The organism is Bradyrhizobium sp. CCBAU 53421, from assembly GCF_015291625.1.
GTDB lineage: Bacteria > Pseudomonadota > Alphaproteobacteria > Rhizobiales > Xanthobacteraceae > Bradyrhizobium.
The window spans coordinates 3,141,015-3,161,768 of sequence record NZ_CP030047.1; the positions used below are offsets into that span (position 1 = coordinate 3,141,015).

23 protein-coding genes and 1 pseudogene are annotated in these 20,754 nt (G+C 60.2%); 12 read left to right on the forward strand and 12 right to left on the reverse strand.

Annotation, left to right across the window (positions count from 1 at the left end; all coding sequences use genetic code 11):
* The first annotated feature begins 23 nt into the window (after positions 1-23).
* The 6 genes from XH92_RS14760 (at position 24) to XH92_RS14785 (ending at position 4,339) form a co-directional block, all read left to right on the forward strand.
* Positions 24-1,028 (forward strand): branched-chain amino acid ABC transporter permease, encoded by a 1,005-nt coding sequence (locus XH92_RS14760; RefSeq protein WP_246788553.1) that lies wholly within the window; start codon positions 24-26, stop codon positions 1,026-1,028.
* A complete protein-coding gene (locus XH92_RS14765; RefSeq protein WP_194459850.1) occupies positions 1,015-1,749 on the forward strand; it encodes an ABC transporter ATP-binding protein in 735 nt (244 codons plus the stop codon). Before XH92_RS14760 ends, XH92_RS14765 begins: the two co-directional genes overlap by 14 nt.
* Complete coding sequence (locus XH92_RS14770; RefSeq protein WP_194459851.1) at positions 1,742-2,443, forward strand: ABC transporter ATP-binding protein; 702 nt, start codon at positions 1,742-1,744, stop codon at positions 2,441-2,443. Before XH92_RS14765 ends, XH92_RS14770 begins: the two co-directional genes overlap by 8 nt.
* Before the next feature lie 37 nt (positions 2,444-2,480).
* The gene (locus tag XH92_RS14775; RefSeq protein WP_194459852.1) at positions 2,481-2,816 is read left to right on the forward strand and encodes a methyl-accepting chemotaxis protein; all 336 of its coding nucleotides are present in this window, start codon (positions 2,481-2,483) and stop codon (positions 2,814-2,816) included.
* Between the two features lie 27 nt (positions 2,817-2,843).
* Positions 2,844-3,020, forward strand: a complete 177-nt coding sequence (locus tag XH92_RS14780; RefSeq protein ID WP_194459853.1) for a hypothetical protein — start codon at positions 2,844-2,846, stop codon at positions 3,018-3,020.
* Positions 3,021-3,388: 368 nt separating this feature from the next.
* Positions 3,389-4,339 (forward strand): GlxA family transcriptional regulator, encoded by a 951-nt coding sequence (locus XH92_RS14785; RefSeq protein WP_194459854.1) that lies wholly within the window; start codon positions 3,389-3,391, stop codon positions 4,337-4,339.
* A 92-nt stretch (positions 4,340-4,431) separates the two neighbouring features.
* On the opposite strand, the gene XH92_RS14790 is transcribed toward XH92_RS14785, so the two are convergent.
* The gene (locus XH92_RS14790) at positions 4,432-5,313 is read right to left on the reverse strand and encodes an MBL fold metallo-hydrolase (RefSeq protein WP_194459855.1); all 882 of its coding nucleotides are present in this window, start codon (positions 5,311-5,313) and stop codon (positions 4,432-4,434) included.
* A 320-nt stretch (positions 5,314-5,633) separates the two neighbouring features.
* On the opposite strand from XH92_RS14790, the gene XH92_RS14795 reads away from it, so the two are divergent.
* Positions 5,634-6,092 carry a hypothetical protein gene (locus tag XH92_RS14795; RefSeq protein WP_194459856.1) on the forward strand — a complete coding sequence of 153 codons (459 nt, stop codon included), beginning with the start codon at positions 5,634-5,636 and terminating at the stop codon, positions 6,090-6,092.
* 3 nt (positions 6,093-6,095) lie between these two features.
* Positions 6,096-7,250, forward strand: a complete 1,155-nt coding sequence (locus XH92_RS14800) for a DSD1 family PLP-dependent enzyme (protein WP_194459857.1) — start codon at positions 6,096-6,098, stop codon at positions 7,248-7,250.
* 77 nt (positions 7,251-7,327) lie between these two features.
* Here the strand turns inward: XH92_RS14800 and XH92_RS14805 are convergent, their stop codons facing one another.
* The 6 genes and pseudogenes from XH92_RS14805 to XH92_RS14825 all read right to left on the reverse strand — a co-directional run bounded on the left by XH92_RS14805 (position 7,328) and on the right by XH92_RS14825 (position 11,503).
* Positions 7,328-7,999, reverse strand: coding sequence for an ankyrin repeat domain-containing protein (locus XH92_RS14805; protein WP_194459858.1), 672 nt, complete (start codon positions 7,997-7,999; stop codon positions 7,328-7,330).
* An 82-nt stretch (positions 8,000-8,081) separates the two neighbouring features.
* Positions 8,082-8,906 carry a crotonase/enoyl-CoA hydratase family protein gene (locus tag XH92_RS14810; protein ID WP_194459859.1) on the reverse strand — a complete coding sequence of 275 codons (825 nt, stop codon included), beginning with the start codon at positions 8,904-8,906 and terminating at the stop codon, positions 8,082-8,084.
* Positions 8,907-9,001: 95 nt separating this feature from the next.
* On the reverse strand, positions 9,002-9,190 hold the full coding sequence (locus tag XH92_RS43830) for a DsbA family protein (RefSeq protein WP_371818077.1): 189 nt from the start codon (positions 9,188-9,190) through the stop codon (positions 9,002-9,004).
* Positions 9,191-9,273: 83 nt separating this feature from the next.
* Positions 9,274-9,669 (reverse strand): annotated as a pseudogene (locus XH92_RS43835) (DsbA family protein); the annotation flags it as partial.
* A gap of 14 nt (positions 9,670-9,683) precedes the next feature.
* A complete protein-coding gene (locus XH92_RS14820; protein WP_194459860.1) occupies positions 9,684-10,613 on the reverse strand; it encodes an AEC family transporter in 930 nt (309 codons plus the stop codon).
* Positions 10,610-11,503, reverse strand: coding sequence for an NAD(P)-dependent oxidoreductase (locus XH92_RS14825; RefSeq protein ID WP_194459861.1), 894 nt, complete (start codon positions 11,501-11,503; stop codon positions 10,610-10,612). The genes XH92_RS14820 and XH92_RS14825 overlap by 4 nt, the downstream gene beginning before the upstream one ends.
* 159 nt (positions 11,504-11,662) lie before the next feature.
* On the opposite strand from XH92_RS14825, the gene XH92_RS14830 reads away from it, so the two are divergent.
* On the forward strand, positions 11,663-12,538 hold the full coding sequence (locus tag XH92_RS14830) for a LysR substrate-binding domain-containing protein (RefSeq protein WP_194459862.1): 876 nt from the start codon (positions 11,663-11,665) through the stop codon (positions 12,536-12,538).
* A 521-nt stretch (positions 12,539-13,059) separates the two neighbouring features.
* On the opposite strand, the gene XH92_RS14835 is transcribed toward XH92_RS14830, so the two are convergent.
* On the reverse strand, positions 13,060-14,100 hold the full coding sequence (locus XH92_RS14835; protein WP_194459863.1) for a cellulase family glycosylhydrolase: 1,041 nt from the start codon (positions 14,098-14,100) through the stop codon (positions 13,060-13,062).
* Between the two features lie 535 nt (positions 14,101-14,635).
* Between XH92_RS14835 and XH92_RS14845 the strand changes: the two genes are divergently transcribed.
* Positions 14,636-15,205: a peptidase S14 gene (locus tag XH92_RS14845; protein WP_194459865.1), complete on the forward strand. Its 570-nt coding sequence runs from the start codon at positions 14,636-14,638 to the stop codon at positions 15,203-15,205.
* 501 nt (positions 15,206-15,706) lie between these two features.
* On the opposite strand, the gene XH92_RS14850 is transcribed toward XH92_RS14845, so the two are convergent.
* Positions 15,707-15,871 carry a hypothetical protein gene (locus XH92_RS14850; RefSeq protein WP_194461725.1) on the reverse strand — a complete coding sequence of 55 codons (165 nt, stop codon included), beginning with the start codon at positions 15,869-15,871 and terminating at the stop codon, positions 15,707-15,709.
* Positions 15,872-15,973: 102 nt separating this feature from the next.
* Positions 15,974-16,465: a recombinase family protein gene (locus XH92_RS14855; RefSeq protein WP_246788428.1), complete on the reverse strand. Its 492-nt coding sequence runs from the start codon at positions 16,463-16,465 to the stop codon at positions 15,974-15,976.
* A 230-nt stretch (positions 16,466-16,695) separates the two neighbouring features.
* Between XH92_RS14855 and XH92_RS14860 the strand changes: the two genes are divergently transcribed.
* Positions 16,696-16,956 (forward strand): hypothetical protein, encoded by a 261-nt coding sequence (locus tag XH92_RS14860; protein ID WP_194459866.1) that lies wholly within the window; start codon positions 16,696-16,698, stop codon positions 16,954-16,956.
* 821 nt (positions 16,957-17,777) lie between these two features.
* Here XH92_RS14860 and XH92_RS14865 read toward each other — a convergent pair.
* Together XH92_RS14865 and XH92_RS14870 are read right to left on the reverse strand one after the other, a co-directional pair.
* Positions 17,778-17,981 carry a DUF3606 domain-containing protein gene (locus XH92_RS14865; RefSeq protein WP_194459867.1) on the reverse strand — a complete coding sequence of 68 codons (204 nt, stop codon included), beginning with the start codon at positions 17,979-17,981 and terminating at the stop codon, positions 17,778-17,780.
* A 554-nt stretch (positions 17,982-18,535) separates the two neighbouring features.
* The gene (locus XH92_RS14870) at positions 18,536-18,820 is read right to left on the reverse strand and encodes a hypothetical protein (protein WP_246788429.1); all 285 of its coding nucleotides are present in this window, start codon (positions 18,818-18,820) and stop codon (positions 18,536-18,538) included.
* A gap of 99 nt (positions 18,821-18,919) precedes the next feature.
* On the opposite strand from XH92_RS14870, the gene XH92_RS14875 reads away from it, so the two are divergent.
* The gene (locus tag XH92_RS14875; protein WP_194459868.1) at positions 18,920-19,285 is read left to right on the forward strand and encodes a PRC-barrel domain-containing protein; all 366 of its coding nucleotides are present in this window, start codon (positions 18,920-18,922) and stop codon (positions 19,283-19,285) included.
* Positions 19,286-20,754: the final 1,469 nt, after the last annotated feature.

The window sequence follows — 20,754 nt, forward strand, 5'->3', positions numbered from 1 at the left end:
ACACGCTACGCCCGTCTGCTCAGATCAGCCGCTGGCTGCATGGCCGAACGTTGATCGAAATCGCCGCGCTCGCTACGTTCTTGATCCTTCCGCTAATCGTATCGAACTATCTTGTGGTTTTTGCGACACGGATCTTGATCCTGTGCATTTTCGCGCTGTCGTTCGATTTGCTTTGGGGCTGTGCCGGTATCATGAGCTTTGGCCAGTCACTTTTCTTTGGTGCAGCTGGGTATGGCGTCGCGCTCGCGGCTCGCGACTTTGGAGTGACTTCACTCTTAGCGGTGCTGCCGATTGGACTGCTGGTCGGGTTTGCTGTTGCGACGCTGGTCGGAAGTGTTCTTCTACTAGGGAGGCGTCAAGCAAGCGTCGTGTTCATTTCGATGGGAACATTAACGGGTTCTTACGCAGCTGAGCGGCTCGCGCGCGGCTGGTATTATCTGGGAGGTCAGAACGGCATTCCGTCAATTCCGCCGATGACAATCGGACCTTATGATCTAGCTGAAGGAGTTGGTTTCTATTTCGCCTCGCTTTTGCTCCTACTCATCGTCTACGCGGCCTGCCGGTTCGTGATAGCGTCGCAGTTCGGCCTCGTGTTAGCGGGCCTGCGCGATGGAGAGCAACGCCTTCTGTACTTCGGGTATAGAGTTCAACATTTCAAGTTAGTTACCTTTTCAGTGGGTGGCGCAATCGCGGGGCTGGCGGGAGGCCTCTACACCTTCCACGAAGGGTTTGCCGGCCCAGGAAGCCTTGGTGTCGTCCTGTCGACGCAGGTCGTTCTTTACGTGCTGTTCGGGGGGGCCGGCACACTGATTGGGGCGGTTATCGGGACGACCACAATCGAGACCTTGGGCTTTTGGTTTTCAAATTCGTATCAAGAGGTGTGGCCTATCATCCTTGGGTTGATCCTCGTAATCGTCATCACGCTTCGTCCGGCGGGACTGATAAGCTTCCTGCTGGATCGTCGTGAAGGAACTGACGTCCCGGTAATGCCCCCAGCGGCGAAGGGAGGTTGTGATGACCCTGCTTAAGGCGTCTCGCGTTGTCAAACAGTACGGCAATTTTACCGCGCTGCATGACGCCGCTCTCTCAGTTGCTACCAACGAATTTCACGGATTGATCGGACCAAATGGGTCAGGCAAGAGCACTTTCATGAAGTGCCTTGCTGGTGCCGAGTTGCCGACCGGAGGCACCATCAGTTTTTTAGGTGAGGACATCAGCAAGGCGCCGCCGGCGGAAAGAGCCCGCGGCGGCATGAGCCTCAAGTTCCAGGTCACGAGCATTTTGCCGACGCTCTCGCTCTACCAGAACGTTCTGCTGGCGCTACAGGCGAAATCGTCGATGATTGACCTCGTCTTTTCGCGCACACGCGTGTCGCTGCGCGAACGAGTGATGCAACTTCTTGACGAATTTCAGCTCGCGGATCGTGCCCATGACGCGGCCTCTACATTGTCGCACGGGCAACAGCAATGGCTCGAGATCGCGATGGCGTTGGCGGCAGAGCCCCGACTGCTATTGCTCGATGAACCCACCGGCGGAATGAGTCAGGAGGAACGACGCGCGACCGGCAGGCTGCTCGAACCCATTAAAGACCGGTGCTCAATCGTGATCGTAGAACACGACCTCGAGTTTATTCGTGAGATCTGCGATCGGATTACGGTGATGGATCGGGGACGGGTACTTGATACCGGCACAGTGGAAGAGATCCAGGCGAGCGCGAAGGTACAGGAGGTGTATTTACGTCGTGTCTGACAACCATCTCCTGCAAGTCACAAATCTTGATACTGGCTACGGTCGTGGCCGTGTGCTGTTCGGTGTCTCCCTGTGCATTCCGAACTGCGGTGGTGTAGCTGTCCTGGGCCGGAACGGTGCTGGCAAATCCACGCTCATGAGGACCATTGTAGGTGAGCTACCCGTTGAAGGAGGCGAACTCAGCTTTGGGGGACAAGATATCACGCGTTTATCGACCGAGGGCCGCGTTCGCCTTGGCATCGGGTATGTACCCCAGGAGCAGGCCGTCTTTGGCGGACTATCGGTACGAGAGAACCTGCTTGTTGGGATCCTCCGGAATTCGGATCGATCTGCGATTGATCGTGTTCTCGCGATCTTTCCCAAGCTGACCCAAAGATTGGACCATTTGGCTGGCTCCCTGTCCGGTGGAGAACGCAAAATGCTAGCGATTGGCAGGGCCTTGGCATGTGATCCCAAGGTCTTACTGCTCGATGAACCGACGGAAGGAGTGTGGGTGGGGGTTATTGAAGAAATCGCCGAGCAATTGACAGCTCTTGCACGCAGCATCGCAGTGGTGATCGTGGAGCAACACATCGATTTGGCGTTGCGCGTCGCAGGCCGTGCTTGTGTGCTTGACCGAGGAAAAGTTGCCATGGAAGGCACAACGGAAGAAATTCGTAAGAGTCCAAAATTGGCTCAGTACCTCGCCCCGTAGCTCTTCATGAGGCTATTGCCGACGCGGCACCGACGACGTGATCCGCGAGATCGCCGAGCAGACCGATCTACTGGCATTGGATGCCACCATCGAGGCGGCGCGAGCCGGCGACAGCGGCCGGCGCTTTGCGATCGTTGCCGATGAGGTCAAGAATCTCGGCGAGCAAACCGCCAGGCACATCGAGGGCATCATGAACAAGATCGCGAGCATCCAGCACGCCACCGTCACCAGCGTCGAAAGCGTCAAGCACATTTCGCAAATGGCGACGAGGTCGCAGGAGGCGACAGCGGAGATCGCGGTGGCGGTGGAACGCCAAAGCGCGACGGCGCGTCAGATCCGCGCCAACGTCACGGAGGCGGAGCGGACCACCTAGGCTGTCGCCGACGTTCTCGTGCCGGTCATGAGCGACGTCGCAACGGCGGAGCGAGCGATCGGGGATGCGCTGTCCAACGTCGACTTCCTGAAGGAGAAGTTCGATGTTCTCGTCGCCCAGATTAGCGAATTCCTGGCGTCGATGAAGGAGAGCGAGCTGAAGCCCGCGGCGGCGCTTGATGCCGCGCGCAATCCGACAACGTGAGCCGCGCAATCGGAAACGGTTGCGCGGCTTCGCTCGGCCACTCAAGCCTTTTACGTGATCTTTTCAGCGTGCGCCTTGTCATAGAAGTCTTGCAGAAGGAAACTCGAGTTCCCGAGCGAAAGGTATGCGAGGTTCTCCGATGACCAAGCGAGATGGAAGCCCAAATCCGGATAGAAGCGCTTGGATAGTGCGAAATCCCTGGAAGGCACGAATGCCTTTGTTTCGATCGTTGTCATGTTCTGCATCGCGCTACTCTCGTGCCTGCGTCTCGTCCGACATCGCACCGCGCCCCGCGGTCAGGCGATCTTGCGCAATCGGGGGCTTGCCGTACAGTGGCCATTTTGACATCAAGCATGCGAATTGTGCCAATGATCAAAGTCGATATTCTCGTGCCCGAAAGCTCTAGTCCTGCAGCCCTCGGCATCACCCTGGACGTGCTGGATGCGGTCAACCGGTTGGCTGGCGAAGCTGTCTTCGGATGGCGCGCCGTTGTCACGGAAGGCTCGACTGCCCAGCTGCGCGGAGGTGTGAGCCTGCCTGCCCAGCCGTTATCCCGAGCAAGGCCGCGCGACCTCGCGATCGTTTTGGGGATGGGCGCCGGGACCGATGCCGAGATCGAACACAGAGTTGTCGCGCCCGATGCCCCAGCCGCGGCCAAATGGCTGCGGTCGGCCTGGCACCGCGGTACGACCATTGCCGCATCCTGTACCGGCGTCTTCCTGTTGGGCATGGCTGGGCTGCTTGATGGCCGCCGTTGCACGACGACCTGGTGGCTCACGCCAAAGCTGAAGGCTTTGTTTCCCGAGAGCCTCGCCAATGCCGACTGCATGTTGACAGAAGATAGTCGCATCTGGACGGCCGGCGCCTCTTTCGCCCATATCGACCTCATGCTTGGACTGGTTGCGCGTTTCGCCGGACCCTCGCTGGCCGAAGACGCGGCGCGGCATGTTGTCGTCGATCAGCGCGCCTCACAGGCGCGTTACGTCATTCCGGCGTTTCTCGCCGCTCAAGATCCGATCGCGCGCAAGGTCGAAGCCTATGTGCGGCGCAGCCTGAAAGCACCCTTCTCACTGCGCGACCTGGCCAAGCAAACAGGCACGACGACCCGCACGCTCAATCGGCGTCTTGTGCTCGCCACGGGCCTGTCACCGATGAGATTTGTTCAAAAGATCCGCGTCGATGCCGCGCTCCACCTCTTGCAAACAACGCGGCTGCCCCTGGAAGATGTGGCCGAGGAGGTCGGCTTCGACGACACCTCGGCGCTCTATCGCCTGATCCGCCGCCACACGGGAAAATCACCGGGCAAGTTTCGGGCCTAGAGAGAAGTTCGATCACGGCAGAGATTTCGGCTCGACAGGCCCTCCATGTCCGTGATCGGGACGCATCGCGCGCGGCGCGCTTCCGTTCGTCTTCAGGCAAATAGAGGAAACCGCTGCCCGCGAGACGGATCGATCACGCGAACGCTCAGCCCCCGGCGTTCGAGCTCCAGGCGGAGCGGCTCGACCGATTTTGCCGGCGTGAACGGCGGCAGCCAATCATCGTGATGGCACATGACAACCGTTTTCGGTTCTATCGCCTTGACTTCGTCGGCCATGAAGCTCGGCCACGCCCCTTGAAATGGCTCGCCGTCGACATTAGCGCGCTGCGAAATGGCGAGGATCGCGACATCGGCGCGCATACTCGGTAACAGACCAGACCAGTGGCCGCTCGAATTCTTGAATATGATCGAGCCCACGGGGGTGCTTATCCGAAATGCAAACGTTCCTCCGTGGTCGAAATCATGCGGCTTCAGCCCGGCAACGTGCCGCGCGATCTCCGGGCCGCAAAGGGCGGCATCCTCCAGGCTTTTGAACACATCGGCGTCCCGGCGTCTTCGCTCGAAGACGTTGATATCGAGATCGCCGGTGAGGACCTTGTCCGGATCGGCCGAGTGCGGTGCCCAAACATGAGAATGAAGTGCGGGAATAGGCACCGCCTTGACGTCTGGATTGAGGGGAATCGGCTCTCCACCTGAAATCGGTAGGCCCTGGGCGTCTGGCAAACCTGCTCCGCGAAGCTGATGGAGTACGTGGTGATTGGCCACGACCGTTGCGCCGGTGCGTGAGGCTAGGCTGAGCACGTTGCCAATATGGTCAAAGTCACCTTGTCCCACCAGGATCCAGTCGGCTTCCGCGACGTCCTTTACCGACTGTCCGCTGCCGGACGCGCGACCAATCCGCTCGATATATCCGTCCAGCATGACGGTGAGCTTGCCGAGCCGCAGCCGAAAAGTGGTCACGCCAAACCATTCCAAAGTGCAGTCCGACCGCTCTAGCACGGTACCAGCTCCTGTCGTTGTTCTGAGCGAGCTCTAGGCAACAAGGGTATTTAGTCCCGCAAAGTGCGGCGGATTAGGAGTGGCGATACGGACAATTTTGATGCGTATTTTGCCAAATGGGTCGACGTTCTGGTTCGATCTCATCCGGCACTCGTCAGCCGCGCCGTGCCATCAAGTCGCCATTTTGCCGCAACAAGGGCCTGGCAGGATCAGCATGATTAATGTCTAAGTTGCCACTGCATCTCCGCGAGGTATTTTTGCAAGATCGAGCACCAGCTACCAAATGGGAGACTTGCATGCCGGTTCTGTATGTCACGCTAACGCCAGGCGCCTTCAATGCAGAAGCCAAGCAAAAGTTGGTCAAAGCGTTGACGGAAGCGGCGTTCGTCGCCGAGTCGGTACCTGATCTTCCGGCCTCTCGCGCCCGGGGACTGGTTCTCCTGCAGGAGTTGCCGGCGGGACAATTCTATTCAAACGGTGAACCGGTCGATGGTCAAATTGGAGGTGTCTTCATCAACTACCAGGTTCCCGCCGGCGTGCTCGACGGGTCCAGAAAGGCGAGATTCGCTCGAGCGCTTCAGGAATCCGTCGATGTGGCCCTCGGCAGCGAAAGCAACTGCCCGGTGATCACGTCGGCCGTGATCCACGAAGTAACGGAAGGACAGTGGGCACAAAACGGAAAGATCCTCCGCTTGCCGGACAATGTCGCAATCACCAAGTTCGAGCACTTGGTCAGCATGAACGAGGAAAGCTAGAAAATGACGATCGACTCGATAGCTATCGAGCAGGCCCGGGCGCTGATTGGTCGTCCCGGTTCACGCTATCAGTTGCCGACGCCGGCGCTGATTGTCGACGTCGATGCATTAGAGCGCAATGTCGAGGATATGGCGCAGCGGGCCAGGGCGGCGGGACTGGCGCTTAGGCCTCATTCGAAAACTCACAAATCGGCGACGATCGCTCGCCGGCAGATCGCTGCCGGGGCGGTCGGCGTTTGCTGCGCCAAGCTCGGCGAAGCCGAGGCGTTGGCGAAGGCCGGACTGCGCAAGCTGCTCATTACGTCGCCGATCGTCGGGAGCGACACCACCGCGCGCGCAGTCGCTCTCGCGCGGATCGACCCCGATGTGATGTTCGTTGTTGACCATGAGCAGCAGGTCGAGGCGCTGGCGTCGGCGGCAAGCAGTGCACAGCTTACATTGTCCGTGCTGATCGATGTCGATGTCGCCATGGCGCGCACGGGGGTCGCAACGCCGTCTGCGGCCGTAGGCCTCTCCTGCAGAATTGCCAGCTACCGCTCCTCACTTCGACTTGCCGGTGTACAGGGGTACGGGGGAGCTTGGCAGCACATCAACGGCCAGAGCGAGCGACGAAAGGCGGTGGCAGCCGGCATGGCGCGGCTCAGCGCGATTGTCAAGGAACTGCGGGGATCGGGGCATCACGTGCCGTTGGTAACCGGTGGCGGCACGGGCACGTTTGCGGCCGACGCAACGCTCAAGGTACTGAACGACGTGCAGCCAGGGTCGTACATTTTCATGGACGACCAGTATCGCGACGCGCTTGGGAATGATGAGGATGGCAGCTTCGCGCAAAGTCTGTTTGTTCAAGCGCGGGTGGTCAGCGTCAACGCAGAAAAATGGGTCACCATTGATGCGGGCCTCAAGGCGTTTGCGACGGACGGTCCGGTCCCTCGCGTCGCCGATCCACGTTTCTCCAGCAATAGCTATTTTTACTTTGGTGACGAGCACGGCGGGCTGATGCGTCCTCCCGGCGGGAACGGCATTGCGCTTGGAGAACGCATCGAACTCATCCCACCCCATTGTGATCCTACCGTCGACCGCTACTCCGTCTATCATTTCGTCCGAGGCGATACGCTTGTCGATATCGTCGAAATCGAGGCAGCCCGTCGGTCGCAGTAGTCAAGAAAGGAGCTTGGGCTCTGATAACGCCGCGTCAGTGCTCGCGATAGTTTGGAACGATCGATGCTACGATGAGCCTACGCCGGCTTCTCCAGGAGCTCCGCTACGGCCTGGTGATGACCGCTCCTTGCCAGTGTGGCGGCCGTTCGGCCGTCGTCCGCCTTGGCCAGCCTGTCGGCTCCGTTCTCAAGGAGCAATTTCACCAGTTCGATGTTTCCGTGGGCCGCAGCTTGTTGTAGCGGGGTCCAGCCACCATTTTGCGCGACGTTCACCGCCGCGCGGTGCGCAAGGAGCAGGTGCGCCATCTTAAGCGCGCATGCGCCGTCACGGTTGGCGACGGCGCTGTGCAACGGCGTCACCTTCATCTGATTCCGGGAGGGTGCGTCTGGATCTGCGCCAGCCTTGAGCAGAATCTGCATGACACCTGCATGGCCGAAAAACGCGGCAAGGCCCAGCGCGCCAAAGCCATCCGGTGAAACTGCCTTCGCCAGCTCTGGATCCCCAGCGAGCAAGGTTATCACACGGCGCTCGTTGCCCGCGGCAGATGCTTCAAAGATGTCGAGGTCCTTTGCCTTGGCCTTGATCACCTCGGCGATCTTGGGTTGTTGATTGTAGAGGGCCATCATCAATGCCGAGAGCCCCTGCGGACCCCTCGCATTGGCGAGCGCTGGGTCGGCCTGAAGCGCCGCTTCGACCGTCTCGATCTCCCCAGCCTTTATGGCGGCGAAAAATTTGTCGATATCAGGCATGCCGATTCCTCATTAATCTGCGGGCTGGGCGACATCGAGCATCAACCCCGTGGTCGGACTGCTTACCGGATCACGATGGACATCAGGAGCGCGTCGTGGCGCGACCAAAATCTCCGTGCCTTCCGGCGCCTCCTGCGAACCTTGCGATCCCGGTCGCGCTTTCCGCCTTGAACACGCCTGTGCAGTTGTACCACTCCTTCTCGAGCGCCGCGCGCTCGGTTAGCCCGTGTTGCAGATGAACGGAGCGCCGATCGGCGCGCAGAGACAGCTGCGGGAAGCCGGCGATCACGCGAGCCATCTCTTCTGCGGCCTGACGCGCTTGGCCCTTGGGTACGACCCTCTCACAGAGGCCGATGCGCAGACACTCGTCAGCGCTGACTTTTCGGCCTGTCATGATGAGCTCGAGAGCGCGGCCCTCGCCGACAAGGCGAGGCAGCCGCACGGCGCCGCCGTCGGTGAGTGGCACACCCCAGCGCCGGTTGTAGACACCCATATAGGCGTCTTGGGCCATGATACGGCAATCGGCCCAGAGTGCGAGCTCCATGCCTCCGGCCACCGCTGGGCCTTCGATCGCCGCGATGACAGGCTTGCCCAGTTCGAGTCGCGACGGCCCCATCGGCCCGCGCGGGACGAAGCTGCCGTCCTTGGGGAATTCCAACGACCTGTGCGTGCTCCGGTTCTCAGGGGTCGCAATCCCGCGGGCCGCGAGACTTTTCAGATCGGCCCCGGCGCAGAACGCGCCGCCTTCTCCCCAAAAGACGGCGACGTCCACCGCCTCGTCGGCTTCGAAGGCGACGAACGCGTCATAGAGCGCATCCGCGTGGTCGGGATCGACGGCGTTACGCACGTCGGGGCGAGACTGAATAACTGTCAGTACGCGATCCCGGCGCTCGATACGAACTGTCATAGGTAGCTCCTACATGGTGATCCGCCCACGGGAAGTCAGACGAACCGCTCGGCGGATCGGACGGGATGATCTTCCAGGCGACTCCTTCGGTCGCCTCAGGCCGCCCATTTCGACGCGCAGACAAGCGCGTCGTCCAGACGATCATTGCCCCAGTACATCTCGGTTCCGACAAAAAAAGTCGGAGCGCCGAAGACGCCTCGCGCGCGGGCTTCATCCGTTTGTTTGCGCAGAAGCGCCTTGACCGGCTCGGATTGGGCCCGCTGAAGAATGTCGGAGCTAGGCAAACCAATTTCAGCCAGCAGGACGCCATCTGCTCCGGATGATTGATATCCTGGTCATGCGCGAAATTCAGCTCCATCACCTTGCGGCAGAAGGCACCGACCCACGGTTGGTCAGCGCCCAGCAACACGATCCGCAAGGGCAGAACGCCGAGCCGCGGAAAAACGTTTGGCTTGACCCACGCCGCAAGCCCGTATTTTCGGCAAAGCCGCGTCATGTCCTGCTGCACATAGGCGCCCTTCTCCTGCTGCAGGACGAAAGGCGAGTTCTCCATTCCAAGCGCACGGAAAATCGGACCCAGCAGGAACGGTTTCCACGCGATACGGACGCCCAGCTGCCGAGCCTGGTCCTCAATCCGCATGACGCTGAGATAACTGTAGTTGCTGCCGAAATCGAACCAGAACTCGATTTCCGGCGTCGTGGAGGAGCCCCCTGAACTGGTCATGACCTGGCGCCTTTCATGATTCAGTGTCCTCTGAGACATTGTGCTCTATCGCATCAGTGCCGCACCAACCATGCGGCGATGGGGACCGTTACCACGCTCACGACGGTTGAGAGCACGATCGCTGCCGAGACTTGGTCGTCGTCGGCCGCGTAGCGCTGGGCCAGGACGTAGTTGCTGCCAGCGGAGGGCATTGAGGCGAGGAGGACGGCAACCTGCACCCAGATGGATTCGAGCCGCAGCAGCTGCGCGAACAGATACCATACGAGTAGCGGATAGGCGATCAGCTTTCCTGCGGTGAGCCCGGCTGCGACAGTGGCCGTCGTTCGGTCAATTCGTTGCATGGCGAGTGCGCCGCCGACCGCGAACAGAGCCGTCGGGCCTGCGGAGCCGCCGAGAAACACAAGAAAGCGATCGATAGGCGAAGGGGTCGCAATGCCTGTGGCCGCGAATGCCGCGCCGAGCACGATCGCTGCGACAACTGGATTGAGAGCGGTGCCGCGTATCACGTGAGAGGTGATGCCCGCTCCGGAGCCGCGGGATGCCCCCATGATGGCGCCGCCCAGCGACAGGAGGACCATGACCTCGGCGAGAATTGCCATCGCGAGTGGGCCTGCGCTGCGCTCTCCAAAGAACGCCGTTGCGAGAGGAGGCCCGAGGAAGCCGAGGTTGCTGACCGTTGTCGTTGTGGCATGCGCGCCTGCCGCGGCGGTGCTTTGCCGGCCAAGAAGATGCGACAGGCCGAATACCAGCGCGAAGATCAGACATCCGCTTCCGAGATAGCCGCCATAGAAGAGCACGTTGAATGAGCGGTCGAGCGGCTGGCCAGAAATCATGCGAAACACAAGGGCCGGGAGCTCGAAGCGGAACGAAAACGCCCCGAGCGCGTCACAGACCCCAGGCGTTGCGAGACGCGCACGCGCCGCTACCCAGCCGAGCCCGACGACGCCGAAGATCGGCAGGCAGAGGAGGGCAAAGTCGATCATGCGTGGGCCGTTGTACGCCGCTCGATGGCGCGGATCACCGCGATCATGTCCTCGTTGCCGAGGCCCAGCGCTTCGGTCTCGCCGTAGAGCGCAAAGCAGACGTCGATGAGCGGCGATGCGATGCCGGCATCGCGAGCTGCTTCGACCACGAGGCGGTTGTTCTCCAGAACGTTGGAGATCGCAGCTTGGTGGGCGAAATCCCGTTTCAACAGTTTCGTCGCCTTGCCCCGCGAGACATCGCTCGCCATCGGCCCGGCGTCCAGCACGCCGACGAACTGCGTCAGGTCCAGCCCGTGACGTTCGGCAAAATGCATCGCTTCGGCCAGTCCCGTCACCACCGTGATCAGGAACACGTTTACGGCCAGTTTCATCCGGAGTGCGCTAGGCACGGTGCCACAGTCAAAGCTCTCTCGGCACATCGGCGCAAGCAGGGTGCGGATCGATGCGACGTCCTCGGCCTGCCCCGCCAGCATCGTCACCAGTTGTCCGGCCTCCGCCGGCTTGCGGGATCCGGAAACCGGCGCTTCGACGTACCGGCCGCCGGCGGCGCGTACATCCGATTCCAATGCCTTCGAATAGCTGGGCGGGACCGTCGCCATGTTGATCAGGATGTGCCCCTTGGCCCGTTCGTCGAAAGCCGGGGTCCCGCGCGCAAGCACGCCGTCCATGGCGGCGCCATCGGCCAGCATCAGGATGACCACACGACAGCGGGAGAAGACCTCGACGACATCGGGTGCGATCGTCGCGCCCGCGCTCGCCAGCGCTTCGCATTTCGCGGGCGAGCGATTCCAGACGACGATTGGCCTCCCAGCTTTCACCAAATTCAGTGCCATAGGCTCGCCCATGGTCCCAAGGCCGATGAAGCCCACGGTCGCCGTCGGAGCAATCATGAGACGAGATCCTTCGATAGCGAGTTTGGCGTCGCATCCGTCACGCTTCTGCTGCGTGCGCGTAGATGCCAGTTTCGACCGCGCGGGCCCCACTGTAGCCAGGGACTACACTTTCGTATATCAGATAGTTTTGAACTCGTGCTTCACGAGAATCGATAGATGAAACCGACGTTCGACATCGACGCGCTGCGTACGATCGTGGCGGGCACAGAATTCGGAAGTTTTGCACGGGCAGCCGTGCAGCTCGGCCGCTCGCAGTCGGCCGTCAGCATGCAGCTGAAGCGTCTCGAGGAGCAGGCCGGTCGCCCGCTATTTCAGCGTAGCGGCCGTGGCCTTGTCCCGACTGAGGCCGGTGACGCATTGCTCGTCTATGCGCGCCGGATCATCGAATTGCATGACGAGGCTGCCGCCGCGCTGGGCGCAACGGTCGCGGCGGCCTCGGTGCGATTGGGGCTTCCTCAGGACTTCTTCGAAGACGTCATGCCCGATGCGATCACGCGCTTCTCGCGGCAATGGCCGGGCGTGCATGTCGAGGTGAGAGCCGGCCGTAATTATGCACTTGAGGATGAGGTGAATGCCGGCCATCTCGACATGGCGCTTGCCTTTTTTCGACCTGGTCGCAGCAGGGCGGGAACGCTGCTTAGATCCCTACCGCTGTTCTGGTTCGCCGGAAGGAAACTTGCAAAATCCGACCCCCCAGCCGGAGTCCCGCTGGTCCTCTTTGATCACCCCTGTCTATTTCGGCAGGCCGCGCTCCACGCGCTGGATAGCAAAGGCTTGCCATGGCGATTGTCTCTCACGACGCCAAGTCTACCTGGGGTTTGGGGGGCTCTCCGATTTGGGCACGGCGTCACGGTTCGGACCTCGCACAGGGTACCGACGGGGATACGCAATGTGGGCGCCGAGTTCCGCCTTCCCCGGTTGCCGGCTATCGAACTGCGCATGATCGCGCGAAGCGATCTTTCGCCTGCAGCATCAGGACTCCGAGCCATTTTGGCGTCCGTCGTCCATGAGAGAGTGACAAGCATTAAATAGGAGCCGCTGGCAGCCTAACGTGACGAGTATTGTGCTTGTCATAATGGCAGGTGTCACAGCGGTGGCGATGCGGCGTGAAATTCGCCGCCCGAATTGTTCATCCATTTCGCCGCCAAAGGAATGAAAGCAGAAACGTGCAAACGTCTCGACCTTGATCCCTTTGGGCAACCATGGCTTGCCGTCGAAAGGAAGTCGCTGCCCGCGAGGGTGACATTATGGCTGGTGAAAGCGGTGAGCGGCGCAAACAGGACGAATGCGAGGGACAACAGCGCGAGTGTCTCCGACGTGTTTATGCATCTGCTCACGGCACATCCTCAGAGACCGAGCGCGGCGTGATAGTCGAGACGGAGTTGGGCTGCTCCGGGGGTACCGCCGCACTCTACTCTGACCCTTTGTCGAGCTCCCCGACGATCCAGCCTATATGCCCTGCCACCGCGGCGTTTCGCACCGAGGCAAGCCAGTCGGCCGATGTCGGCCGCAGCCGGCCAGCTTTGCCAGGGTCTGCCATTGGGCGGGGCCTCTCAATCATGCGGGTACTTCGCCAGCAACTCGCCGCCGCCCGTATCCGATCCGTCGTTGCAGTCCTTGAACCCTGCATAGTTCGTCGGTGTGAAATCGTCGTGGTTGGTGACGATTTTGCCGCGCGTGGATTCGATGCCCCATTCGATCAGGCCAAGATGCAGCGACTCCAGATAGCGCATCAGAGCCAGTGCCACGAGCGGCGTGTTCTTCCCTGTACAGCCGTTGGTTGGCGTCGCATTCCATTCCGTGACCAACGCGGGGAACGTTCTCGCGCTCGCACCGAACGTTGCTTCCCATTGCTGCTGACGGTCGAACGCCCCGCCAACGAGGTAGGGATGAATCGCGAATGCCATTCGGTCAGGCATGGGATCGTGGACCAGCGGAAATAATCCGTTGGTGATCCGCGCCCAGTCGAGCCCATCAAGTAACAGGATGTTGCGTACCCCACGCCCGCGCACCGCGTCGATCAGTTCCTGCATGGCCTTCGCCCATTCGGCGCGAGCGGTGGCATCACCCCTCTTACAGGGTTCGTTGAACAGTTCGAGCATGATCGCCTGATCGTTGGGCAGGGCTGATGAGAGCGAATGCCAGGCACGTGCCGTGTTGGCTGAGGGCATGCACTTTACTTCCGGTGTCCCATCCTGCTGTGCGTCTATGACCAGCACGACTGCGAAACCGTGACTGCGAGCAAGCTGCACGGCTTCGACGATCTGATGAGCGTAGCCAACGTCGTAGATGGCAGCCTGAGGGTCGAGGCCACCCTGGCTGACGTGGAAGCGCAACGTGTCCGCGCCGAGTCGTGCGTGCACCTGCTTCAATTCCACCTCGCCCCAATAGCTGCGCTGCAGTTGGGCGGACTTGTCGATGGCAAAGAACTTCGGCGGCTTGACGAAGGCGTTGACGTCGACCCCTTTGGGCTGCCACGGTCTGCCGTCTCTATAAAAGTCCTTTCCCTTGATCGTGATGCCCTCAGCGGTTGCCGGTGCGATAGAGAGGAGGCCCGTCAGCGCGGTCAGCAGCAAGACTGTTTTCTTGAACATTGATCGGAATCTCGCACGGTGGACACGGCAGCGTTGCGCCCCGTCACAATACCAAGCTCCGTTGTACGGGAGATGAATGTGGGGGCGGGGGGACGCCCGGAGCCGGAGCGTGCATCCAGATGGGTATCGATGCCCGTCTGGACATGGGTTAGGCCTCGCCTAACGACCTGGGACGACGCGCTCTGTTCAGCCCATTTTTGCGGTAGACGTTGAGCCGCTAGGTCTCGCGAGCGTTCTCCGTGGCCCGCTTTCGGATGATAGTCAGCCCGGCGCTGACAGCCGCCTCAGTACGACGGAGCTTCTGGGCGATCTCGCGCTGTGTCAGCCCGGTCTCCCGGATCAATTGCAACAGCTTTTGCTCTTCCTCAGCGGACCACGATCCTGCTGGCATGGGAACTCTCCAAATTGTTCCGTGATGAAATGCCAGTAGTAATTGCAGATTCCTGGAGCCGCGTCTGCCCGGTGCGTAGGCCGATCGGGAACCGGCACGGCATCTGCATGTAGTCAGAGACCAAAGCCGCGAAAGGATTGTTATATGCAGCTCGCAACGCTACCGGCCACTGCCTTCAAGTCGCCGGCCATTAGCCTCTCTGGCATTGTCGACTATAACATGTACACCGCCTTTCGAACGCAGTTCGACAACGCTGCCGATAAAGTCCTTGTCGTGATCGAACTGTCGACCTTGGGTGGGGACCCCGAGGTCGCCCGAATGATGGGGGAGGACGTGCGGTTCGCGAGTGAGACAGAGCCGCAACGTCGCTTCGTATTTCTCGGTAAGGCTGTGATTTATTCGGCGGGCGTTACGTTCATGAGCTTCTTTGCGCGGCCGAACAGATACCTCGCACGCGGCACACGACTAATGATCCATGAACGCAAGCTTTCGAAGAGCCTGGTGATCGATGGCCCTTTGACGACATGCATTGCGGTTGTGAGGGCGACGCTCAACGAAATCGAATGCTCGATCGCCATACAGAACGAGGGCTTTCAAAATCTAATTCTGGGCTCGAACGTGACGATCGAAGAGGTCATGCAGAAGGCGCCGTCGAACTGGTATTTGGAGGCGCAGGACGCGAAGACGTTGGGTCTCATCGAGACGGTTCTGTAACGCCCCGAAATGATGTGACAACGCGGCACCAGCGAAGTGTAGGGGATTCGCCCGTCCTTGCTCGGCGGAAGACGCTGCAATGAATTGTGTCGCTCACCAATCGAAGCGGACCGAGTACCGCTGCTTCAGCCTCAGTTCGGTGGTCTTTGCCGATATAAGGACCTGCGCTTCATCAGCGCCATCACGCATGACGGGCACCAAAGTCCAATCAGTACCGGAGGGGATGATTTCGACGTGGCAGACATGCTCTCCGCCCGGGAGACTGCGGAGCTCACGCAGAGCGATGAGTTCAAGATCTTTGGCGCACGCCATTGTGACTGGCACGGGAGTGCTCCTGGCCTCTCATCCCGGGATCAACTCCGGCTGCCCCGTGCTGTTCCTGAGGCATTAGGCCAGCGAAGGGGAACTGCCCTATGCCGCACCGATGAGAGAGCCGGAAAGCAGCCAGACACTCCGATCGGGATGCCCACAGGAAATGACGCTTGATGCATGGATCAACGATCAACCGAGCGACAGCATCTCTAGGGAAACACTTCGAGTGAACAGCTTGGCTGTCCTGCCTTCCGGCCGGCGCGCGAGGAGGCGCTGAAGACTGGCCTTGCGCATTGACAATGGCAGTCCCCGCAGGTCGTTCCCATCCATCGCCAGGATATTGAACGCCAGCATTTCGACCTCGGCATTGTGCTTGCCTGCGCTCGGCCTGCAAGGCCTTGCCACGGGCCAGCGCGGCCTGCTCATGAGCGTTCGGCACGAGGCGGCGATCTTTGCCTACGCCCTCGATGTCGTAACCGTAGGCCGCTTTCCGCCGTTGTAGATGCGCAGCGCGGTGCGGTGCCGCTTGGCGTCGCGGATGCGCTCACGAATGCGGTCGCGCTCATTCTCGGCGACTGCTGACAGGATGGTGAACACCAGCTTGGAGATGCCGTTGCCGGTGACATCGCCGCCGAGGTCGATCATACGCAACGCGACTCGATCTTCCTTCAGTTGCTCCAGTGTGCCGAGCGCATCAGCGGCCGAGCGGAAGGCGCGATCTAACTTGGCCGTGATGATGACATCACCGGGCTGCAGCGCCGCCAGCATGCGCCGGCCCTCATCGCGCTCGGCGAGCGGCACCGAACCGGATACGCCGGCCTCGACGAAGGTGCGGGCAACGCTCCAGCCCTTCATCATGGCGTACCCTTCGATCTGGCGCCGTTGCTGCTCCAGGCTCTTGCCGTCGCTGACCTGTTCTGACGTGCTGACCCGGCAGTATCCGCACACGGCCGTGGCAACCTATGCCACATGAAATGCAAGGGAAATTTGATCTCATCGGCGACTGTGCTAAGGCGGACTCGGCGTGGTAACGGAACCCATTATCCTGGACCGGATGGGATTTTCAGGCAATTACCCCCAGCCCTCTCCCGCTTGCGGGGGAGGGCTGGATCTTCGATGACTATCGAAAAATAATTGCGGGCCGGTGGATGCGGAATGCTGAGGTCGCGGAGGTTCGAATGAAGACGGCCTGGATTTACGTCGACACAAACAAGATGGTCGGAGACAAAGACCATCTCAAGGTGTTCGAAACGATCGAAGCCGCCCAAGCTTGGCTCAAGGTGAACGATACCGAGGGAGCGGCATTCGAGTACCCGGTTTTGGGACATGTCCGATCAGCCTCAAGGACCAAATCCAGCCTCGGGCGTCGCGAGACGGTGATCGCGCTTGCGATGGCGGCGATCGTCATCTTGGCGGCCATATTGCTCATTGCCGCATGAGGCTATCCTGTCCTGCACCGAAGCACAGCTTGCCGAGCTTGTGGCTGAAGGCGATCATTGGGGACGCAGACCCGGTACTTTGTTTGGCCGTGGACGTGTTCGGCGGAATTGCACACAAGCCGCCGGGCAGCTTCGTGAAGAAGCCTCGGAACGTTGCCGACGCCTGCGACGAGATCGCGGCGCGATGGCGAACCGTTCGGCCTCCATCTGGCTATGACGGCCCGGAACCAGACTGATGTGAGTGGCCTATTTCGCATCTGCGAATGGCCTAAACGAATAAGCCCCAGCGCCCCGGGGAAGGCAGCGCTGGGGACTAATGGCGACGGCGTACCGTGGGGCAGGATTTTGCCGCCGCCGATTGCCTAATTATCCCGACACTAAATCGTTCCTAATCGAGCGGCCTGTTTCGATTTGGCGAGTGCCTATTTCGGCCAGTACCCATGATCTAGATCAAGGGATTTAGTCTCCGGGGGTCAGACGACGGGGTCCAGCACCGGAATGAAATCGGGCGGCTCGACCAGATCCAAGTAGCCGGCGTGCGGGTCGTTCCAGCGCTCGGCCGGGGCGACCCCGCGTTATCTGGCCTCGGGCCCCGCTGCGCGGTGGCAAACGTTAGACCAAGAACCTTGGGCTCTGAGCCGCACCGCGGCTTCGCTGCGGTTCATCTCAACCGCAATGCGTATCCCAGGGGCGGTTCTTTGGCATTGTGATGCAAATCAGTCTTTGAGGCCAATTCGTACTGGCGAGCCTTCTCCAGTAGCGCGTCTCTTACTGGACCGGGCGGAAGAAGAGCGGCCTGTCTTCGCGCTTCCTGTGCACACTCAGCGTTGAGTTCCTGTTCTTTCGTCACGGTTCGCCTCCCGCTCCTTGCGTACGGCCGCGGCAGAATTCCCGACTTTATCGACGACCTTGCGAAGCTCTTCCTTCGAGATACCGAGCTCAAGAGCCCAGCATTTTATTTGATCAGGCGCATGCAGATTGATCTTTGAGCGCTCGAACTGATCTTTTTTTGTAAGGCTGTCCATTCTCAAATAACTCTTGGCTCGGACGCTCCGTTCCTAAGTAGGAACTGTCTGCCTGATTGATGTGTTCAACGGATCAGGAGGTGCCGGACATGGCAAAGGCAGCATGGACACGACCGGGCTCACCCATCGGCAAAAAGGGCCCACGAAAAGCTCACCCCAAGTACAAACGCCGTTCGCGCCAACCTTGGACAGATAAGGAGGTCAGACGGCTCCGGGCGCTAGCGAGGGCAAACACTCCGACGGGCGTTATCAGCCTCAAGATGGAGAGACCAAAGGGGTCGATCGCGAGCAAGGCGCAGCGTGAGGGCATATCGCTACGGCCGATCAACCGCTCACCCTACAACCGGCGTAAGAAGACCGCGCGGCGATAGCTCTTCGCGGGCGGGGTTTCTTCGAGTGTCCCCCGCTCGTATTCGGCCACTCGACGCCTGGCCACCGTTGCACGCGTACCTCGCGCGCTGCGCCACGCTGGCGCTCGCGCGGATCTTTCGTCCATGCCAGTGGTTTTCGCAGGACCAAGCCGGGGCCGCTGCAGATCGGACAGTTGGGATTGATCACGCCACGAGCAGGCGCTTGTAGCGCCGGTAAGCGTCGATGGCACAGTTCGCCAGCAAGAGCGGCCGACGCTCACCGGCCCGCGCCATGTCATCGATGCTTCTAAGGAGGAAGTGGCTCGCGTCGCCAGGATCTGTGATCTCTCCTGAGCGCTCGAGGAAGTCCCAGGCGACCTGGATCGACTTTTCTACGACGATTGGCAGGAACTCACTCATAACAATAAAACTGATGTTGGTCTCGAACGTTCCTTCTGCGATCGCTCGACATCGGCCACCGTCCAACATTTTCGATCTCCCAAATCTCCAGCCAACCCCTAACCTCTGATCATCGTTAGGAACAGTCGATAAAGCGCTCGGTTGAACTCGAACTAGATGGAGGATGACATGGCTTACGAAAAACGTGAAACGGGAAGTCTTATAGGTAGCGATAAGGTCGAAGGGACTGCTGTTTACGGCTCTGACCGATCACGTATCGGCTCGATCGAACGGATCATGATCGACAAGGTGAGCGGGAAAGTCGCATACGCTGTTTTGGGATTCGGCGGCTTTCTTGGCATTGGCGACGATCATTATCCGCTACCCTGGCAATCATTGAAGTTCGACACTGGCCTCGGTGGCTACGCGACCGGTCTTACTGAAGACCGTTTGCGCAGCGCGCCGAAATATAGCGAGGAGCGTAGCTGGAATTGGTCGGATCCCGGGGTGGCTAGGTCGGTTGACGAATATTACCGCGGAATACCCGCGCCTTAATCGAAGGCCGCACACACCTTCGCCACCGCGACATCGGATGCCCTCCAGCTTCGGAGGGCATCGTCCTGCTAACATATTTGAATCCCCCGCACCGACTAGGCACGCTAGGCCGATCGCCCTCAACGGCGTGGGCGGGACTGCGGTGAATTTTCAAGTCACCGTACCAAAGATATTGTTGAGCTATCCTGGCGGGACTGGCCGACCTCAAATGCTGCCATCCTGGTGACCAGTGGCTTTGAATGGGGCGAGCGCACCAAGCGACTGGCGCCTCTTGCCTGATCTCAATCCCGCGCAAGCAGGCCATATGGGCGCGCGGCAAGAAGCCGTGTTCTCAACAGGCCTCATGGCAAACCTCACATAAGCAATCTTGGTCTCTACCGAGTCCGAGGAAGGGCTCCAGCACGGGAAAGCGCCGGAGCCCAAGTTTGCACTTTTTCAGCCGTTGTCGGCCGCTATGAGCGGCGTCCCAAGCGTTCAACTGCGTCGGAGCGATCACCGCGTGGGAAGCCAAGCCACGCTTGCGATCAGGGCCACAAACGATACTGCCGCGGAGCAAGGCAACTCGACGCCGTCTATAGGGTAGTGGTTTGCCTGCATCGTGGGCCTCCTAGATGGGGACCCGCGGGCCGGATGACATCAGCCATTCCGCCAAATGGGCGGCGGTCTCTTCCTGCTCCTCAACAATATCTCACGCTCTCAACCTGGGCGGAGTTTCTTAGCCCGTTGGCGTAGCTCTTGGGCTTCTCTGGCAAGGCGTTCTTCAAGTGGGAAAGTCCGCTTAACCCTGCGTCGCTTCATAGCTCCTCTCTCCAAAGCTGACGTTGCTGCCACAAAAACGGAATCAGAAAGCACAACGAAGCCAAAAAGTTCCATGGCTTATTCTTGGTCGAAGACGCGCGCTGTGAGGCCTCGAACGCTGGCCAGTAGAGGCGCTCGCGGCGGGCAACATAGACAGTTGTCAAGGTGAGGTAACACGGGAGGGCAGCGCCGATGCCGCTCTTTCCCAGTACAATGAAAGTGGCGTTCCAGGAGAACGCTCGTGATCGGGACGGCTTCGGCGCTCGCCGCCTAGCCCCAGCAGATGCGCCGGCAGCCGTTCTGGTTGCGAAATCGCGAGCCCCTTGCACAACGCCGACCGCTTGAAATGCTTGCGGTCGGCGCTGGTTCTAGCCCCAGGAAGGTAATGCAAAATCCTGACGGCAATTAGTACGCGTAGGGCGTGCCGAAGGTTCAGGGCTTCGGACTTGAGAAGATTAGGTACTCCAAAGGAGTGAAGAGAGCCCGGCTCTAGGCGAGCAGGTCCTTGCCAGCTTGCAGGATTTTCACGTAAGTCCCGGTCTCGTGGGATTCGAGCCAACCCCGGTCTATCGCATATCCTAAGCCGGCCCAATATTCGCCGGGCGATGCCTCGTCGAGGTAGAGCAGGGGGCCAGTTGATCTTCTGAATGTAAATCCTCCTGTCCTGAACG